General features: G+C 65.1%; 15 protein-coding genes. 2 read left to right on the top strand and 13 right to left on the bottom strand.

All coding sequences use genetic code 11. From position 1 onward, the window contains the following. Positions 1–200: 200 nt before the first annotated feature. Positions 201–842, bottom strand: a complete 642-nt coding sequence (gene eda, locus HV770_RS03525) for a bifunctional 4-hydroxy-2-oxoglutarate aldolase/2-dehydro-3-deoxy-phosphogluconate aldolase (protein ID WP_175158120.1) — start codon at positions 840–842, stop codon at positions 201–203. A gap of 26 nt (positions 843–868) precedes the next feature. Continuing rightward, positions 869–2,809 (bottom strand): phosphogluconate dehydratase, encoded by a 1,941-nt coding sequence (edd, locus tag HV770_RS03520; RefSeq protein ID WP_175158119.1) that lies wholly within the window; start codon positions 2,807–2,809, stop codon positions 869–871. Positions 2,810–3,100: 291 nt separating this feature from the next. Between edd and HV770_RS03515 the strand changes: the two genes are divergently transcribed. Continuing rightward, the gene (locus HV770_RS03515) at positions 3,101–3,946 is read left to right on the top strand and encodes a MurR/RpiR family transcriptional regulator (protein WP_175158118.1); all 846 of its coding nucleotides are present in this window, start codon (positions 3,101–3,103) and stop codon (positions 3,944–3,946) included. Positions 3,947–4,058: 112 nt separating this feature from the next. On the opposite strand, the gene HV770_RS03510 is transcribed toward HV770_RS03515, so the two are convergent. The 9 genes from HV770_RS03510 to HV770_RS03470 all read right to left on the bottom strand — a co-directional run bounded on the left by HV770_RS03510 (position 4,059) and on the right by HV770_RS03470 (position 13,851). Then, entirely contained in the window at positions 4,059–4,475 is a 417-nt protein-coding gene (locus HV770_RS03510; RefSeq protein WP_175158117.1) for a CopD family protein, read from the bottom strand. Between the two features lie 77 nt (positions 4,476–4,552). After that, a complete protein-coding gene (locus HV770_RS03505; RefSeq protein ID WP_175158116.1) occupies positions 4,553–5,824 on the bottom strand; it encodes a glutamate-5-semialdehyde dehydrogenase in 1,272 nt (423 codons plus the stop codon). Positions 5,825–6,116: 292 nt separating this feature from the next. Then, entirely contained in the window at positions 6,117–7,235 is a 1,119-nt protein-coding gene (gene holA / locus HV770_RS03500; RefSeq protein WP_175158115.1) for a DNA polymerase III subunit delta, read from the bottom strand. 66 nt (positions 7,236–7,301) lie between these two features. Continuing rightward, positions 7,302–7,853, bottom strand: coding sequence for an LPS-assembly lipoprotein LptE (locus HV770_RS03495; RefSeq protein WP_246290703.1), 552 nt, complete (start codon positions 7,851–7,853; stop codon positions 7,302–7,304). Positions 7,854–7,944: 91 nt separating this feature from the next. Further along, positions 7,945–10,536, bottom strand: a complete 2,592-nt coding sequence (leuS, locus tag HV770_RS03490) for a leucine--tRNA ligase (protein WP_175158114.1) — start codon at positions 10,534–10,536, stop codon at positions 7,945–7,947. A gap of 178 nt (positions 10,537–10,714) precedes the next feature. Further along, on the bottom strand, positions 10,715–11,161 hold the full coding sequence (locus tag HV770_RS03485; RefSeq protein ID WP_175158113.1) for an ExbD/TolR family protein: 447 nt from the start codon (positions 11,159–11,161) through the stop codon (positions 10,715–10,717). Positions 11,162–11,250: 89 nt separating this feature from the next. Further along, positions 11,251–11,961 (bottom strand): MotA/TolQ/ExbB proton channel family protein, encoded by a 711-nt coding sequence (locus HV770_RS03480; RefSeq protein ID WP_175158112.1) that lies wholly within the window; start codon positions 11,959–11,961, stop codon positions 11,251–11,253. 87 nt (positions 11,962–12,048) lie between these two features. Continuing rightward, positions 12,049–12,846 (bottom strand): 4-hydroxy-tetrahydrodipicolinate reductase, encoded by a 798-nt coding sequence (dapB, locus tag HV770_RS03475; RefSeq protein ID WP_175158111.1) that lies wholly within the window; start codon positions 12,844–12,846, stop codon positions 12,049–12,051. Between the two features lie 156 nt (positions 12,847–13,002). Then, a complete protein-coding gene (locus tag HV770_RS03470) occupies positions 13,003–13,851 on the bottom strand; it encodes an outer membrane protein assembly factor BamE (protein WP_175158469.1) in 849 nt (282 codons plus the stop codon). Positions 13,852–14,009: 158 nt separating this feature from the next. Here HV770_RS03470 and fur point away from each other — a divergent pair, with 158 nt between their 5' ends. Then, the gene (fur, locus tag HV770_RS03465; protein ID WP_169499872.1) at positions 14,010–14,438 is read left to right on the top strand and encodes a ferric iron uptake transcriptional regulator; all 429 of its coding nucleotides are present in this window, start codon (positions 14,010–14,012) and stop codon (positions 14,436–14,438) included. 114 nt (positions 14,439–14,552) lie between these two features. Here the strand turns inward: fur and HV770_RS03460 are convergent, their stop codons facing one another. Together HV770_RS03460 and alc are read right to left on the bottom strand one after the other, a co-directional pair. Beyond that, complete coding sequence (locus tag HV770_RS03460; protein WP_175158110.1) at positions 14,553–15,065, bottom strand: ureidoglycolate lyase; 513 nt, start codon at positions 15,063–15,065, stop codon at positions 14,553–14,555. A gap of 12 nt (positions 15,066–15,077) precedes the next feature. Further along, positions 15,078–16,088 (bottom strand): allantoicase, encoded by a 1,011-nt coding sequence (gene alc / locus HV770_RS03455; protein WP_175158109.1) that lies wholly within the window; start codon positions 16,086–16,088, stop codon positions 15,078–15,080. Positions 16,089–16,149: the final 61 nt, after the last annotated feature.

The following is a 16,149-nucleotide window of genomic DNA, read 5'->3' as shown; positions in this document are numbered from 1 at the left end:
TTCGTCTTGTGGCGACCTGCGCGGCGCCTGAAAACCCGGCTGACCGCGTGGACGCTGAATTTTACTGTTTGTTTCCGGAAAGCGCGCGTGAATCCGGTAAGCAATCACAAAGGAGCCCCGGCGCGACAGCCCGAGCGGCTGTATCGACGAGGCTCCTTTGCGCCAGACCTTGATGAGGCGGCTTGAAGTGCGCGCGGCTTTTAGTGGGCCGGCGCGGCGAGCTGGCTGGCGGCTCGCGCGAGACGCGTGACTTCGTCCCAGTTCTGCGCCGCCAGCGCGGCCTTCGGCGTGAGCCACGAACCGCCGACGCACACCACGTTCGGCAGCGACAGGAAATGCGTCGCCGTTTCGGCCGTGATGCCACCGGTCGGGCAGAACTTCAGCGTCGGGAACGGGCCGTGGAATGCCTGCAGCATCGGCACGCCGCCGGCTTGCTGCGCCGGGAAAAACTTCACGATCTCGTAGCCGAGCTCCAGCGCCGCGATGATGTCGGTGGGCGTCATCACGCCCGGCAGCAGCGGCAAGCCCGCATCCTGCGCGGCCTTGTGCATGTCCTTCGTCAAACCCGGCGACACGCCGAACTGTGCGCCCGCTTTCTTCGCCTGCGCGCAGTGCTCGGGCTTCGTGATCGTGCCGACGCCGACCACGATGTCCTCGGCCAACTGGCTCGCGCGCTCGATCGCTTCGAGGCCGGCCGCCGTGCGCAAGGTGATTTCCAGCACCTTCACGCCGCCCGCATGCAGCGCGCGCGACACGTGTTCGCCCTGTTCGACCGAGTCGAACGCAAGCACCGGAATCACCGGGCCGAGGCGCACGATATCGCTTACTGTTTTCGACGTCATAGTCAGACTCCTTGTTTCTGCAGCACTTAGCTGGCTTGCGTGGTGCTTGTGTGTTTGTCGGTATGCGCTTTGGCCGCGGCACCGTGATGCGTTGCATGCCGATCTGCGTGCGGGGTAGCCTGCGAGATTGCGTCTTCACCCACCATCTTGCCGAACACCGACGCGCCCTGCTCCGCTGGCGCCGCCGCCGCGCGGAAGACGCCAAACAGCTCGCGGCCGAAGCCGACTTCGTTTTCCGCCTGATGCAGCGGCTCGGCGTTCGGGCGCGCCGCCCATTCGGCCGCGTCGATCTCGATGTCGAGCACGCCCGCTTCGGCGTCGATCACCAGCATGTCGCCCGTGCGCACCTTGCCGATGGGGCCTTGCAGCAATGCTTCCGGCGACAGATGGATCACCGCCGGCACCTTGCCCGACGCGCCGGACATGCGGCCGTCCGTCACCAATGCGACATGGAAACCCTGATCCTGCAACACACCGAGCAGCGGCGTCAAACGATGCAGCTCGGGCATACCGTTTGCGCGCGCGCCCTGGAAGCGCACCACGGCGATGAAATCGCGCTTCAGCTCGCCTTTGTCGAACGCCTCCTGCACCGCCTCCTGCGAATCGAACACGATCGCCGGCGCCTTCACCTTGCGATGCGCCGCCGCCACCGCCGAAATCTTGATTACGCCGCGGCCGAGCTTGCCCTGCATCAGACGCAAGCCGCCGTCCGGCTGGAACGGCTCGTCGATGCCGCGAAGCACCGCCGTATCGGCGCTCGCCTCGACGGCCGGCACCCATTGCAGCTTGCCGTCGAGCAGCTTCGGCTCTTCGGTGTAATGCGCGAGTCCCTTGCCCGCGACCGTGTTCACGTCGTCGTGCAGCAAACCGCCTTCCAGCAGATTGCGCACGAGGAACGCGACGCCGCCGGCCGCGTGGAAGTGATTCACGTCGGCCTTGCCGTTCGGGTAGATCTTCGCGAGCAGCGGCACCACTTGCGACAGCGTGTCGAAGTCGTCCCAGTCGATCACGATGCCCGCCGCGCGCGCAATCGCGACCAGATGCAGCGTGTGATTGGTCGAGCCGCCCGTCGCGAGCAACGCGACGATGCCGTTGACCACCGCCTTCTCGTCGACCACGTGGCCGATCGGCATGTAGTTGCCGCGCTCCACCGTCAGATCGAGCACGCGGCGCGCGGCCTGCGCGGTCAGCGCGTCGCGCAGCGGCGTATGCGGATGCACGAAGGCCGAACCCGGCAGATGCAGGCCCATCACTTCCATCAGCATCTGGTTGCTGTTCGCGGTGCCGTAGAACGTGCAGGTGCCGTGGCTGTGGTAGGCCGCCGCTTCCGCTTCGAGCAGCGCGTCGCGGCCGCATTGGCCGGTGGCGAACTGCTGGCGCGTCTTCGCTTTGTCGTCGTTGGACAGGCCGCTCGCCATCGGGCCGGCCGGCACGAAGATGGTCGGCAGATGGCCGAATTGCAGCGCGCCGATCAGCAGACCCGGCACGATCTTGTCGCAGATGCCGAGACACAGCGCGGCGTCGAACATGTTGTGCGTGAGCGCGACCGCCGTGCTCATCGCGATGACTTCGCGCGAGAACAGGGACAGTTCCATGCCCGCATTGCCCTGCGTGATGCCGTCGCACATGGCCGGCACGCCGCCCGCGAATTGCGCGACGCCGCCGTTTTCACGCGCGGCCTGCTTGATGATGTCCGGGTAGTTTTTGTACGGCGCGTGGGCCGACAGCATCTCGTTGTACGAGGACACAATGCCGATGTTCGGTTCGCGGATCTGCTTGATGACGAGCTTGTCGTTGCCCTCCAGGCCGGCGAAACCGTGAGCCAGGTTGGCGCACGAGAGCGCGCCGCGCGCCGGGAACTTGCCTTGCGCATGATGGATGCGGGCCAGATACGCGTCACGGGTGGGCTTGCTGCGCTCGATCACGCGCCGCGTGACTTTCAACAATTGCGAATGCGGGGAAACCATCGGAGCTCCTTCGTCGCTGGCGCCAGGCGCGCGCGCACTTTGCCAGGTAGGTATCGCGGGGGCGTCGGATCAACCGACGACGCCATCTTAGTAGAAAAACTACACGATCGCAACGCCGTTTCCTGTTGCGCCGCGGCATTGGGTCATGTCCCACCGCGCCTTACTGGAAGCCGGTAAGCGCTGAGCGGCAAAAACCTAGGGAATACACCTAGAGCCGGATATGTAGTTTTTGTACCTTCTCGTGCAATCAGATATAGTCCACGCATTCTTCAGCATAGTGCGAGTTTTCCAATGATGCTGTCCCAAGTGGAAGAGATGCGGGAGCAGTTGCGCCCCTCCGAGCGCAAGCTGGCCGATTACGTGATCGAAGCGCCGCGCGAGGTGCTCGACCTGTCGATGACCGAAGTCGCCGCCCGTGCGGGCGTGAGCCAGCCGACCATCGCGCGGTTCTGTCATGCGCTCGGTTTTTCGGGATTTCGTGAGTTCAAGATCCGGCTCGCGCAGGGCATTGCCGCCGAGGTGCCCGCCGTCTATCGCGACGTGCGCCCCGACGAGCCGACGCCGGGCGTCGCCGCGAAGGTGCTCGACCGGACCATCGGCGCGCTGATCCAGGTGCGCAATAATCTGTCGTCGGACAGCGTGGCGGCGGCGATCGAAATGCTGGCGCAAGCGCGGCGCATCGAGTTTTACGGCGCGGGCGGCTCGGGCATCGCCGCGCTCGACGTGCAGCACAAGTTCTTCCGGCTCGGCATGCCGAGCGTCGCGTATTCGGACCCGCACACGTTTCTGATGTCGGCGGCGCTATTGGCCGAAGGCGACGTCGTGGTCGCGATTTCGAACACCGGCCGCACGCGCGACATCATCGACGCCGCGAAGGCTGCGCTCAACGCTGGCGCGAAGGTCATCGCGATTACGCACGGCAATTCGCCGCTGGCGCGCCTCGCGACAGTCGGCCTCTTCGCGAACGTCGACGAGGACACGGACATCTTTTCGCCGATGACTTCGCGCGTGTCGCATCTGGCGATCGGCGACATTCTGGCGGTGGGCGTGGCGCTCAGCCGTGGACCGGAACTGCTGGAAAAGCTCGCGCAGACCAAGGAGGTGATTCACCGGCGCAGAGTGGATTCGCACGGGTAAAACGCGGCGGTGCCTTCGCAAGCAGCACGCCAGAAACGACAAGGGCGGTTTGCCGATCAGCCGGCAAACCGCCCTTCTTTGTTGTTCACTGCCGCGTATGAAAACCGCCGGTTCAGAACGGCTTGATCACGACCAACGCGACCGCCGCGAGCATCCCCAACACCGGCAACTCATTGAACATCCGATACCACTTGTCCGAGCGACGATTCTCGCCGCGCTCGAAAGTCCGCAGCAGCACGCCGCAATACGCGTGATAGATGACCAGCAGCGCGACCACACCGACCTTCGCGTGAATCCAGCCCTGCCCGCTGCCGATGCCGACCACGAGCCACAGCCACAGCCCGCACACCAGCGCCGGCACCGCGATGAGCGTCATGAAGCGGAACAGCTTGCGCCCCATGATCAGCAGGCGCGCGGTAGCGGCGGGTTCCGTTTCCATCGCCAGATTGACGAAGATGCGCGGCAAATAGAACAGGCCGGCAAACCAGGAGGCAACCAGGACGATGTGAAACGTTTTTACCCAAAGCATCAGCGGTCCTCGTGCAACGTGGTGGCTGGCGCTGCCAGGCACACTTGCCTATGACCGCGCCCAGAAATGATGCCGCCTTACTGACGGCCTTCGCCGTGACCCAGCACGACGTATTTGAGCGAGGTCAGGCCTTCCAGGCCGACCGGGCCGCGCGCATGCAGCTTGTCGTTCGAAATGCCGATTTCCGCGCCCAGACCGAACTCGAAGCCGTCGGCAAAGCGCGTCGACGCGTTGACCATCACGCTCGCCGAATCCACTTCGCGCAGGAAGCGCATCGCGCGATCGTGGTCTTCCGTGACGATCGCGTCGGTGTGGTGCGAGCTGTAGGTGTTGATGTGATCGATCGCCGCGTCGAGACCGTCGACCACCTTGATCGCGAGCACCGGCGCGAGGTATTCGGTGCGCCAGTCTTCCTCGGTGGCATCGACGAGCGGGCCCACACCCGCGTCCGCGAGCACCGCGCGCGCCGCCGCGTCCACGCGCAGTTCGACGTCCTTGCCGCGATACAGCTTGCCGAGCGGCGGCAGCACGTCTGCGGCGATGCCGCGCGCGACCAGCAGCGTTTCCATCGTATTGCAGGTGCCGTAGCGGTGCGTCTTCGCGTTGTCGCAGACGTTCAGCGCCTTGGTGAGATCCGCGCGATCGTCGACATACACGTGGCAGATGCCATCGAGGTGCTTGATCATCGGCACGCGCGCTTCCTTGATCAATCGCTCGATCAGGCTCTTGCCGCCGCGCGGCACGATCACGTCGACATACTCGGTCATCGTGATCAGCTTGCCGACCGCCGCGCGATCCGACGTGGCGACCACCTGCACGGCGTCCTGCGGCAAACCGGCGGCTTGCAGCCCTTCGCCGATCAGCCTGGCCAGCGCGGTGTTGCATTCGAGCGCTTCCGAGCCGCCGCGCAGAATCGTCGCGTTGCCGGATTTGAGGCACAGCGCCGCGGCGTCGATCGTCACGTTCGGACGCGATTCGTAGATGATGCCAATCACTCCCAGCGGCACACGCATCTGGCCGACCTGGATGCCGCTCGGCCGGTACTTCAGATTGCTGATCTCGCCGATCGGATCGGCCAGCGACGCGACCTGCCGCAAGCCTTCCACCATCGTGCTCAGCGCTTTGTCCGACAGCGTGAGACGGTCGATGAACGCGGCGTCGTGTCCTTTGTCGCGGGCGCGCGCGAGGTCACGCGCATTGGCCTCCTTGAGCAGCGCGGCATCGCGCTCGATAGCCTGCGCGACGGACGCGAGAGCGGCGTTCTTCGCCGCCGTCGAGGCTCGCGCCATCGCGCGCGAAGCCTGGCGCGCGCGTCGGCCGAGGTCGGTCATGTACTGGTCGATATCCATGGTCATTCTCGTGGTGCCGCGCACGTCGATGTGCGGCGGACTGGCAGGATTGGCGAAAGAAGAAACGATTGTAAGTCCGGTCCAGGTGCTTTGCTCGGCACAACGGCGTGGGCGGCGTAAGCGGCGTCGAACCTGCGCGCGCCTGAACGGGCAAATGCCCTGGCCGACACGGTGGCGAACAGGACGGCAAACGCGGTACACGAGGAGCACATCGCGACACGCTAACGGCGCCGCATTTGCCCAAGCTTCCGCGAAGCGATCCAATGCCGCTACGCGACCTTCACGCCTCGGTTCACGCCGGCCTTCGCGCCGGCGTCAGGGCGCCAGCCCGAGGTCGCGGCGGCGGCACCGGCACGGTTTTCGGCGCGGCCACCGTCATGGCGAGTTCGAAGAGACCGTCCCACGGATCGGGCGGCGGATCGTTGCGATGATTGCCCGGCGTGCTGCCGGACAAACCCTTCACCTGCCGATCCAGCCGCGCCGCCAAAGCGAGCGCCTTCTCCAGCGCGCCTTCGGTGACGCGCGACAGCGCCGGCCCGATCAACCGCTCGCGCGGACCCCACACGCGGTTCTCGCGCACCAGCATCGCGAGCGGCTTGCCGGCGGCGACACCGCGCTTGATCCGCAGCAGCGTGCGCACTTCTTCGACGACCGCCCACAACACCAGCACCGACGCCTCGCCCTCGCCGCGCAGGCCATCGAGCATGCGCGCGAGGCGGCCGACGTCGCCTGCCAGCATCGCTTCGTTCAGCTTGAACACGTCGTAACGCGCGACGTTGAGCACGGCGTCATGAATCTGTTCGAAGCTGAGCGTGCCGGCCGGATACAACAGCCCGAGCTTCTGGATTTCCTGATGGGCGGCGAGCAGATTGCCTTCCACCCGCTCGGCGATGAACGCGAGCGCGCGCCGCCCTTCTTCGCCGGCCGCGACGCGCTGACCTTGGGCCGCGAGCCGCTGCCCGACCCAGTTCGGCAACTGCGCGCGCTCGACCGGGTCGATCTTCAACGCGACGCCCGCATCGGCGAGCGCCGTGAACCACCCGGACTTTTGCGTGGCCGCGTCGAGCCGCGGCAGCGTGACCATCGTCAGCACGTCGTCGTTGACGGCCGCGGCGAGCGCCTTCAGCGCATCCGCGCCTTCCTTGCCGGGCTTGCCCGAAGGAATGCGCAACTCGACAAGCTGGCGGTCGCCGAACAGCGACATCGACTGGCTCGCGCCGAGCAGCGAACTCCAGTCGAAACCGCGCTCGACCGTGAACACCGAGCGGTCGGTGAACCCGGCCGCGCGCGCCGTCGCGCGAATCCGGTCGCACGCTTCCTGCGCGAGCAGATGCTCGTCGCCGTACACGACGTACAGTCCGGCGAGTCCCTTCGCAAGATGCGCGTCTAGCGCGTCAAGTCGCAGTTGCATGGCTACTGGTCGGCGAGGTTGAACAGGTGCGGTGAATCATACACAGCAGCGGATACGGCATCACGCTCACAGCGGCGGCGGCGGCAACGGCGCACGCGGCGCGACGGCCGGCACACCTTCGCCCGGCGCCGGATGCAGCGAGCGCACAACCCCGAGACGGCGGATCAACTGGTCGATCGCGTCGTTTTCCATATCGGCGAAGAGGATGTCGGACTCGGCGGCCTTCGCTTGCGAGAACTGGTCGCTATAGGTCATCGCGCGATTCAGCGCGATCACGCTCGGCGGAATCAGCACGGTGCCGTCCTTGCCGGTCAGCGTGTAGCCCATCGACAGATTCAGTTGATACTCCGCGACGACGCCCAGCGAGTTCAGCGTCAGCGTGCTCGTGCTGCGGCCTTGAGTGATCTGCAGCAGCGCGTCGGCATTGGCCGGCGAGTTGACCATGACCGTGTCGCTACCGCCCTGCACCATGCGTGTGAGCCGCGCGACGGCGGCCGGGGAACCGCCCGAAACATAGAGGCGCTTGAACGCGTAGTCCTGCTGGCCGCGCAACTGGAAGCCGCAGGCCGACAACATCATCACGCTGCAAGCCAGCGTCAAAAACGATCTGCGAGTCACATTGGCTCCCGGTTCGCAGTAGATTCCGCAGCGCAGACAAACGCCGCCGCGCGCGGCGGCGTCCTGTCTGCCAACATGTTTTCGTGGACCGTCAAACGACCACGTTCACGAGACGACCCGGCACCACAACGATCTTCTTCGGGGCCTTGCCTTCGCTGAACTTCGCGACCATCTCATGCGCGGCCGCGAGCTGCTCGATCGCTTCACGAGTCGCCTCTTTCGCCACGGTGATCGCGCCGCGCACCTTGCCGTTCACCTGCAGCACGAGTTCGATCTCGGCCTGCTCCAGCGCCTTCTCGTCGACCTTCGGCCATGCCGCGTCGAGCAGCGAGCCGAATTCGTCGGCGTAACCGAGTTCCTGCCACAGTTGGAACGTCAGGTGCGGCACCACCGGGTACAGCACGCGCAGCATCACGCTGTAGGTTTCGCGCAGCACGGCCGGCTGGGCGCTCTTCGCGCTGTCGAGCGCGTTGAGCATCTTCATCGCAGCCGATACCACCGTGTTGTATTGCAGACGCTGATAGTCGAAGTCGGCCTGCTTCAGCACGCTGTAGATCTCGCGGCACAGCAGCTTGTCGGCCTCGCCGAATTGTGCGGCGTCGAGCTGGCCGCCCGCACGCAACGCGGCTTCGTTCGTGTGACCGAAATTCCACACGCGGCGCAGGAAGCGGCTCGCGCCTTCCACGCCTGAACCGGACCACTCGAGCTGTTGCTCGGGCGGAGCCGCGAACATCACGAACAGACGCGCGGTGTCCGCGCCGTGCTGATCGATCAGCAATTGCGGATCGACGCCGTTGTTCTTCGACTTCGACATCTTCTCCACGCCGCCGAGCACCACCGGCTGGCCATCCGCGTTCAGGATCGCGCCGACCGGACGGCCCTTGTCGTCGAAAGACACGGTGACGTCGGCCGGGTTGTACCAGGTCTTCTTGCCCGCTTCGTTTTCGCGGTAATACGTTTCGTTGAGCACCATGCCCTGCGTGAGCAGGTTCTTCGCCGGCTCGCCGAACTTGACGAGGCCGAGGTCACGCATCACTTTCGCCCAGAAACGCGAGTACAGCAGGTGCAGAATCGCGTGCTCGATACCGCCGATGTACTGGTCCATCGGCGCCCAGTAGTCGGTGCGCTCGTCGACCATGGTCTTCGCATCCGGCGACGCGTAGCGGTAGAAGTACCAGGACGAATCGACGAAGGTGTCCATCGTGTCGGTTTCACGCTTCGCCGCGCCGCCGCAGGTCGGGCAGGTGCAGTTCACGAACGCTTCGGACTTCGCGAGCGGGTTGCCCGTGCCGTCCGGCACGAGGTCTTCGGGCAGCACCACCGGCAGATCTTTTTCCGGCACGGGCACGTCGCCGCACGCCGGGCAGTGGATGATCGGAATCGGCGTGCCCCAGTAGCGCTGACGCGACACGCCCCAGTCACGCAGACGCCACGTGATCTGCTTGTCGCCGAGGCCGAGTTCCTTCAGATCTGCCGCGATCTGGTCGACCGCTGCTTCGTACGCGAGGCCATCGTACTTGCCGCTGTTGACCAGCGTGCCGGCCTTCTCGCCGTACCATTCCTGCCAGGCTTGCGTCGAGAATTCCTTGCCTTCGACTGCCACTACCTGCTTGATCGGCAGATCGTATTTCTTCACGAACGCGAAGTCGCGCTCGTCGTGCGCGGGCACGCCCATCACCGCGCCTTCGCCGTAGCTCATCAGCACGTAATTGCCGATCCACACCTCGACCTGTTCCTGCGTCAGCGGATGCGTGACGTAGAAGCCGGTGCCCATGCCCTTCTTTTCCATTGTCGCGACGTCGGCTTCGGCCACGCCGCCGCGCTTGCATTCTTCGATGAACGCCTGCAGCTCCGGCTTGCCTTGCGCGAGACGCGTGGCAAGCGGATGCTCGGCGGCGATCGCGCAGAAGGTCACGCCCATGATCGTATCGGCGCGCGTGGTGAACACGCGCAGCAGCTTCCGTTCGCCGTCGATTTCATACGGGAAGCCGAAGTTCACGCCGAAGCTCTTGCCGATCCAGTTCTGCTGCATGATCTTGACGCGCTCGGGCCAACCGAGGCCGTCGAGGTCGTTCAGCAGTTCGTCCGCGTACTGCGTGATGCGCATGTAGTACATCGGGATTTCGCGCTTCTCGACGAGCGCGCCCGAGCGCCAGCCGCGGCCGTCGATCACCTGCTCGTTGGCGAGCACGGTTTGGTCGACCGGGTCCCAGTTGACGGTGCCGGTCTTCTTGTAAGCGATGCCCTTGTCGAGCATCTTCAGGAACAGCCACTGGTTCCACTTGTAGTAGTCGGGACTGCAGGTCGCGACTTCGCGGGTCCAGTCGATCGCAAGGCCCATCGACTGCATCTGCTTCTTCATGTAAGCGATGTTGTCGTAGGTCCACTTCGCGGGCGGCACGTTGTTGGCCATCGCGGCGTTTTCCGCCGGCATGCCGAACGCGTCCCAGCCCATCGGCATCAGTACGTTGTAGCCGTTCATCCGCAGATAGCGGTACATCACGTCGTTGATCGTGTAGTTGCGCACGTGGCCCATGTGCAGCTTGCCCGACGGGTACGGCAGCATCGAGACGCAATAGAACTTGGGCTTGTCGGTGGTTTCCGTCGTCTTGTACGCGTCGATGGCGCGCCATTGCCCTTGCGCGGCGGATTCGACGTCGGAGGGAACGTATTTTTCGTGCATGGTGTGATCGGATCGCTGGGTTCGGTGCTTTCGCACCGGCCGCTTTGGTGCTCTGCTAAATGAAATGGCGTGGTTTCCCCGTCGGCGGGGAAAGGGCTGATTATACCGTTCGCGGACGCTACGCCGCGCGGGATGGCGCGCCGGTGCCGAGCAGTGGGTGTGAAGCGCGGTGCAGGGTTTAATGCGCCGCGCCCGCCGGGGGCGGCGGGTCCGTCACGAAACCGATCCGCTCGAGGCCGGCCTGCTGCGCCGCGCCCATTACCTGCGCAATGACCTCGTAGCGCGTCGAGCGCTCCGCGCGCAGATGGATCTCCGGCTGCTGCGCCTTCTGCCTGGCTTCGCTCGCCGCTTGCGCGAACTGCGTGCGCATCTGCGCGAGCGTGATGAGGCTGCCGTTCCAGTACAGTTTGCCAGCGGCGTCGATCGACAGGGAAATGGTTTGCGGCGTTTCGCGCGCGGGCGTAGCCGCGACTTTCGGCAGATCGAGCCGGATCGCGTGCGTGAACAACGGCGCGGTGATGATGAAAATCACCAGCAGCACCAGCATCACGTCGATCAACGGGGTCATGTTGATCTCGGCCATCGGCGCAGCCGTCTGCTTTTTCTCGAGTCCGCCGAATGCCATGATCGCCTCCTTCCGTCTGAGCTTTCCGCTTGAGTCTGATGCTGGGCTTCCGCCTCGGCGTTATGCCTGGACCTTTGCGAACCGCGTGCCTAGTGGGTCGAAGCCTGCTGCGTGCGCACCGGCGCGTGAGGCTGCTCCGCGGGCGCGCACACGTACGCGTGCAGATCATGCGCGAAGCCGTCGAGTTCTTCGGACAACTGCCGCACGAGGCGCCCGAGCACGTTGTACGCCAGCACCGCCGGAATCGCGACCACCAGACCGAACGCCGTCATGATCAGTGCTTCGCCGACCGGGCCGGCGACGTTCTCGATCTGCGCCTGACCGGCCGCGGCGATGCTGCCGAGCGCGTGATAGATGCCCCACACGGTCCCGAGCAGGCCGACGAACGGCGCCGTGGCGCCCACCGACGCCAGCAGCACCTGGCCGAATTCGAGCCGCCGCTGCGACGCGTTGAGCGCCTGGCGCAACGCCCGCAGCACCCGCTCGCCACGCTCGACACGCGCGAGCAGCGCGCCCGGAATATCCACCTCGGCCGCATGCAGCGCCGCTTCGGCGAGCGGCAGGAAGACGCGCTCACGGTCCGCGCGCCGCAACACCGCGACGCCCTCGGACAGCGTCGGCGCCTGCCAGAACTGCGCAATCGCCCGCGTGGCCTGACGTTTGGCGCGCGTCAGCATCCAGCTCTTGACGATCAGGAAGCACCAGCTCGCCATCGACATGGCCAGCAGCACATACGCGACCCCGTGCGTGATCGCGTCGCTGGTTTGCAGGTAATGGATGATGCCGCTGCTGCCTGCCATCTGACCTCACCGTGGGAAAGTGTATTCAGGGCGTATGCCGGGCCGCGATGCCCTTGTGGCCCGGGTGCAAAACCCGTGCAAGGCAGCTCAACGCAGGCCGAGCACGTCCTGCATGTCGAAAAAGCCGGTCTTATGGCCTTCGAGGAAATGCACTGCCCGAAGCGAGCCTTGCGCATACGACAGCCGGCTCGACGATTTGTGCGTAATTTCGATGCGCTCGCCGGTGCCGGCGAACAACACCGTATGGTCGCCGACGATGTCGCCGCCGCGAATCGCCGAGAAGCCGATCGTGGACGGATCGCGCTCGCCGGTCACGCCTTCGCGGCCGTACACCGCGCACTCGTCGAGATTGCGGCCGAGCGCGTTGGAAATCACTTCGCCCATGGTCAGCGCGGTGCCGGACGGCGCGTCGACCTTGTGACGATGATGCGCCTCGATGATCTCGATGTCGTAGCCCGTCGCGAAATGCTTCGCCGCGTATTCCAGCAGCTTGAGCGTGACGTTCACACCCACGCTCATATTCGACGCGAACACGATGGCGACCTTATCAGCCGCGGCGCGCAGTTGCGCTTTCTGCTCGTTGTCGAAGCCGGTCGTGCCGATCACCATTTTCACGTCGTGGCGCTGCGCCGCCGCTAGATGCTCCAGCGTGCCGGCCGGGCGCGTGAAGTCGATCAGGTAATCGGATTCGGCGAACACGCGCTCGATGTCGTCGGTCATCGGCACGCCGGTCTGTTTGCCGAGAAACGCGCCCGCATCCTGCCCCAGTTGCGCGGAGCCCGCGCGCACGAGCGCGCCGGACAACGTGGCAGCGGGATCATTGAGGACGGTTTCGATGAGCATGCGGCCCATACGGCCCGATGCGCCAGCAATGGCAATTTTCATGGCTACGAGGGTTCGAAAAGACAAAACCCGGCAAATGCGGGCAAAAGCGGCGGCGGCGGACAGCACACCCGGGCGCCGCACTCATTGGACAAGCGGAGAATCCGGCGGGCGCCGCGCGCATGGCGCCGTGCCCGCCTCAAAACAGGGACAGCGAGATTAGTCGCCCGTTCCCGACGTCGACGAAGGCGAAGTCACTGGCGCGTTGTACGCTGGGCCGCTGTTGCTGCTTTGCGGGCCCGTCGGTCCGACCGGATTGCTCTGCGTAGTCGGAGCCGGCGGCGGCGGACGGTGGAACTGGAACTGCGGCTGCCCGCCAGAGGTCGGTCCTTGCGACGGCACGCCGCCCGCATTCGGGGTCGGCGCCGTGGAACGCACCGACGAGCGCGCGTTTGACGGCGATTGCACCGCATTGGTCGCACGATTGGCGGCTTGCGCGGCCTCCGCGTTGGCGTCCGTGGACGGCTCAGCGGCTGCGGCAGCGCCCTCGACCGACGGCGAACGCGCGGCGTCCGCCGTGGCCGGGGCGAGCGCCGTGGCCGCCGGCGCGCTTGCGGCGTTCGCCGCGGCGGCGCTGGCCGCGCTCGGCGCACTCGCGAGCGCCCTTTTGTTGCCGCGCCGGTCGCCGTCGATCTCGGCCAGCAATTCGAGGTTGGACGGCAAGTCTTCGCCACCCGTCCAGCTGGCGACGACGTCACCTGAGAAGAACACGACGAAGTCGCGCTGCTGCACGACAGCGGTCGAGCCGCGCTTGAAATAGAACACGTAGTCCCAGCGGTCGGCGTGGAACATGTCGGTCAAAAGCGGCGTGCCGAGCACCTGGCGCACCTGTGCGCGCGTCATGCCGGCCTTCATTTGCGACGCCATTTCACTCGAGACGAAATTGCCTTGCACCACTGTGATCCGGTACGGCGTGATGCTTTGGGCGACTCGCTGCGTAAGACTGTCGTACGTGGAACATCCGGCAAGAACCGCGACAGTCGCAACAGCGATCAAGGTACCCCGCATGCGGCTCCCCCGGTAGATCAATTGAGATTTTGAAATCATTTCACTCACCGTGCGGGCCCGCTGACGAGCCGCGCGAGTTTCATTCCATCGAAGATGACCAGAACGGCAAAAACACATTACTATGAGAGCCCAGCATTGTACTCTAGGGATCCCTTGTCATGACCAATCCAACCGATCTCAAGAATATCGGGCTCAAGGCGACCCTTCCGCGCCTCAAAATCCTTGAGATTTTTCAGCACAGCCCGGTACGTCATCTGACGGCCGAAGACGTGTACCGCAACCTCCTGCACGAGGAACTCGATATCGGTCTCGCAACCGTGTATCGCGTGCTGACGCAATTCGAGCAGGCAGGCCTGCTCTCGCGCAGCAATTTCGAATCGGGCAAGGCAGTGTTCGAACTCAACGAAGGGTCGCATCACGACCATCTCGTGTGTCTCGACTGCGGGCTTGTGGAAGAGTTTTTCGATCCCGAAATCGAGAGCCGTCAACAATCTATTGCGAAGGAACGCGGCTTCAAGCTGCAGGAACACGCGTTGGCGCTGTATGGCGCCTGCACGAAGGAGAATTGCCCGCATCGCAAGCATTGACGCCGTTGCACCGCCCGCGCCGGGTGCGTGGGTGCGTGAGGTGGCCATGAAAAAGACCCGGCCGATGCGAATCGGCCGGGTCTTTTTACGTTCACGGCGGTGCTGTATGTGCCGCTATGCGATAAGTTCGGCGCTTACTTCAAACGCCAGCCGCCACGGCTCGGGCAATGACCGTTCATCGCAATTGTTGCCTTCGCCGCCACGATCGACCACCACGAAATCGCTCACGTGATCGAGCGCCAGCAGCGGATGATGCCAGACCCCCTTCGCGTAATTCACGCCCTGCCAGGCGTCGGTCCAGAAGGCCCGCATCCGCGCCGGATCGAACTCGCCCGGCGGCGCGACCACCACCAGATAGCGGCCCTGCCGCAAGGGAATGAAAGCCTGGCTGCCGAGCGGATGCCGCTCCATCATCGTGATGTCGACCGGCAGCGTGCGCGACTGCGCACGAAACAGGTTGATCAGCGGGCGGCCGCCCTGCGCCGCCACGTCGACGGCAGCGAGATCGTGATAGCGCTCGGTGGTGCCGCCATTGATTGGGAAATGGCGCGCGCCGTCCAGCTCGATGACGTCGCCGAACGGGGCGAAGGCCGCGCGCGTCAAACGTTCCATCTGCAATGTCTTCATCACACGGCTCCGTTAAGCGATCTCACCCCACAGACGCAGGCGCGACACGCCGCCGTCAGGAAAGATATTGAAACGCACATGCGTGACGGGCCCCAGCGACGCGAGGCCGTCCGCGAAGGTGTGGGCGTGGTCCATTTGCAGCTTCTGTTCGCCGAGCAGCACCGGCCAGAACATCGCCTGCGTGACGAGCGAATCGTCCGTACCGCCCGTCACCGACGCCGCCTGCAGCGAACAGCGGTCCGGGAAATTCCCCTTGAAGTGCGCGGTGTCCACTTCGACCTTGCGGATCACGCCCGGCCGCGCCAGCGCGACGATCGCCCAGTCGTTGCCCGGCTCGCGGCGGCGTCGCGTTTCCCAGCCGTCGCCCATGTTGACGCCGCGGCCCGGCATCAGCATCTGCGAAGCTGCTCCGAAGTGCTGATTATTCGCGGCGACGAGGTACGCGCCGTTTTCGATCGCGGCAAGATCCAGCAGCGTGCAGCGCTCGACGCGCTCCCAGTCGCGCTTCGGCTGGCCGTACACGCGTAGCCGCGCGAGGCCGCCGTCCGGATACAGATTCACACGCAGATGGGTGAACGCACGCGCGTCGTTCACTTCGACGTAGTGGTGCTGGTTGCCCTGCAGCGTCGTGGCCGGCACGAGCGTTTGCCAGTCAGCGTTGTCGGGCGGCACGTCGCCGTCCGCATAACACGCGTCGATCGACGCGGCCGGCGGGAAATTGCCGGTGAAGTGGCTCGTATCCAGGTCGACGCCGTGCACGACGCCCGGCCGCGCGAGCCGGATCACGCAATGGTCGTGACCGGTGGTGCGTTTGCGGCGGGTTTCCCAGCCGTCCATCCACTTGCCGTGGTCGTCGTATTTACCGGCGATGAAGACCGCCGGCTGCGGTTCGAGCATGCGCTCCTTCGGCGCGAAGAATTCGTCGCTGGCGAAGAGCGCCTTCGCGCCCAGGCGCGGGTCGGCGAGATTCATGTAGCGGCGCGTGAAGGCAGGAGCGTTGGGGTCGAGGATCGGATTGGCCATAGTCTCGGTCAGGCTGCGGAAGATGAAGGGCAAGCGGCGGAGTTACGGCATCCGCCGCTAT

The sequence above is a fragment of the Paraburkholderia fynbosensis genome, assembly GCF_902859935.1.
GTDB lineage: Bacteria > Pseudomonadota > Gammaproteobacteria > Burkholderiales > Burkholderiaceae > Paraburkholderia > Paraburkholderia fynbosensis.
The sequence above is the reverse complement of the archived record's forward strand: the minus strand, read 5'-3'. Positions and strand labels throughout refer to the sequence as shown.

Bases quoted from the DNA above. Each gene is read 5' to 3' on its own strand.
- eda (WP_175158120.1), bottom strand. From the start codon at position 842: ATGACGTCGAAAACAGTAAGCGATATCGTGCGCCTCGGCCCGGTGATT.
- edd (WP_175158119.1), bottom strand. From the start codon at position 2,809: ATGGTTTCCCCGCATTCGCAATTGTTGAAAGTCACGCGGCGCGTGATC.
- HV770_RS03515 (WP_175158118.1), top strand. From the start codon at position 3,101: ATGATGCTGTCCCAAGTGGAAGAGATGCGGGAGCAGTTGCGCCCCTCC.
- HV770_RS03510 (WP_175158117.1), bottom strand. From the start codon at position 4,475: ATGCTTTGGGTAAAAACGTTTCACATCGTCCTGGTTGCCTCCTGGTTT.
- HV770_RS03505 (WP_175158116.1), bottom strand. From the start codon at position 5,824: ATGGATATCGACCAGTACATGACCGACCTCGGCCGACGCGCGCGCCAG.
- holA (WP_175158115.1), bottom strand. From the start codon at position 7,235: ATGCAACTGCGACTTGACGCGCTAGACGCGCATCTTGCGAAGGGACTC.
- leuS (WP_175158114.1), bottom strand. From the start codon at position 10,536: ATGCACGAAAAATACGTTCCCTCCGACGTCGAATCCGCCGCGCAAGGG.
- HV770_RS03485 (WP_175158113.1), bottom strand. From the start codon at position 11,161: ATGGCATTCGGCGGACTCGAGAAAAAGCAGACGGCTGCGCCGATGGCC.
- HV770_RS03480 (WP_175158112.1), bottom strand. From the start codon at position 11,961: ATGGCAGGCAGCAGCGGCATCATCCATTACCTGCAAACCAGCGACGCG.
- dapB (WP_175158111.1), bottom strand. From the start codon at position 12,846: ATGAAAATTGCCATTGCTGGCGCATCGGGCCGTATGGGCCGCATGCTC.
- HV770_RS03470 (WP_175158469.1), bottom strand. From the start codon at position 13,851: ATGCGGGGTACCTTGATCGCTGTTGCGACTGTCGCGGTTCTTGCCGGA.
- fur (WP_169499872.1), top strand. From the start codon at position 14,010: ATGACCAATCCAACCGATCTCAAGAATATCGGGCTCAAGGCGACCCTT.
- HV770_RS03460 (WP_175158110.1), bottom strand. From the start codon at position 15,065: ATGAAGACATTGCAGATGGAACGTTTGACGCGCGCGGCCTTCGCCCCG.
- alc (WP_175158109.1), bottom strand. From the start codon at position 16,088: ATGGCCAATCCGATCCTCGACCCCAACGCTCCTGCCTTCACGCGCCGC.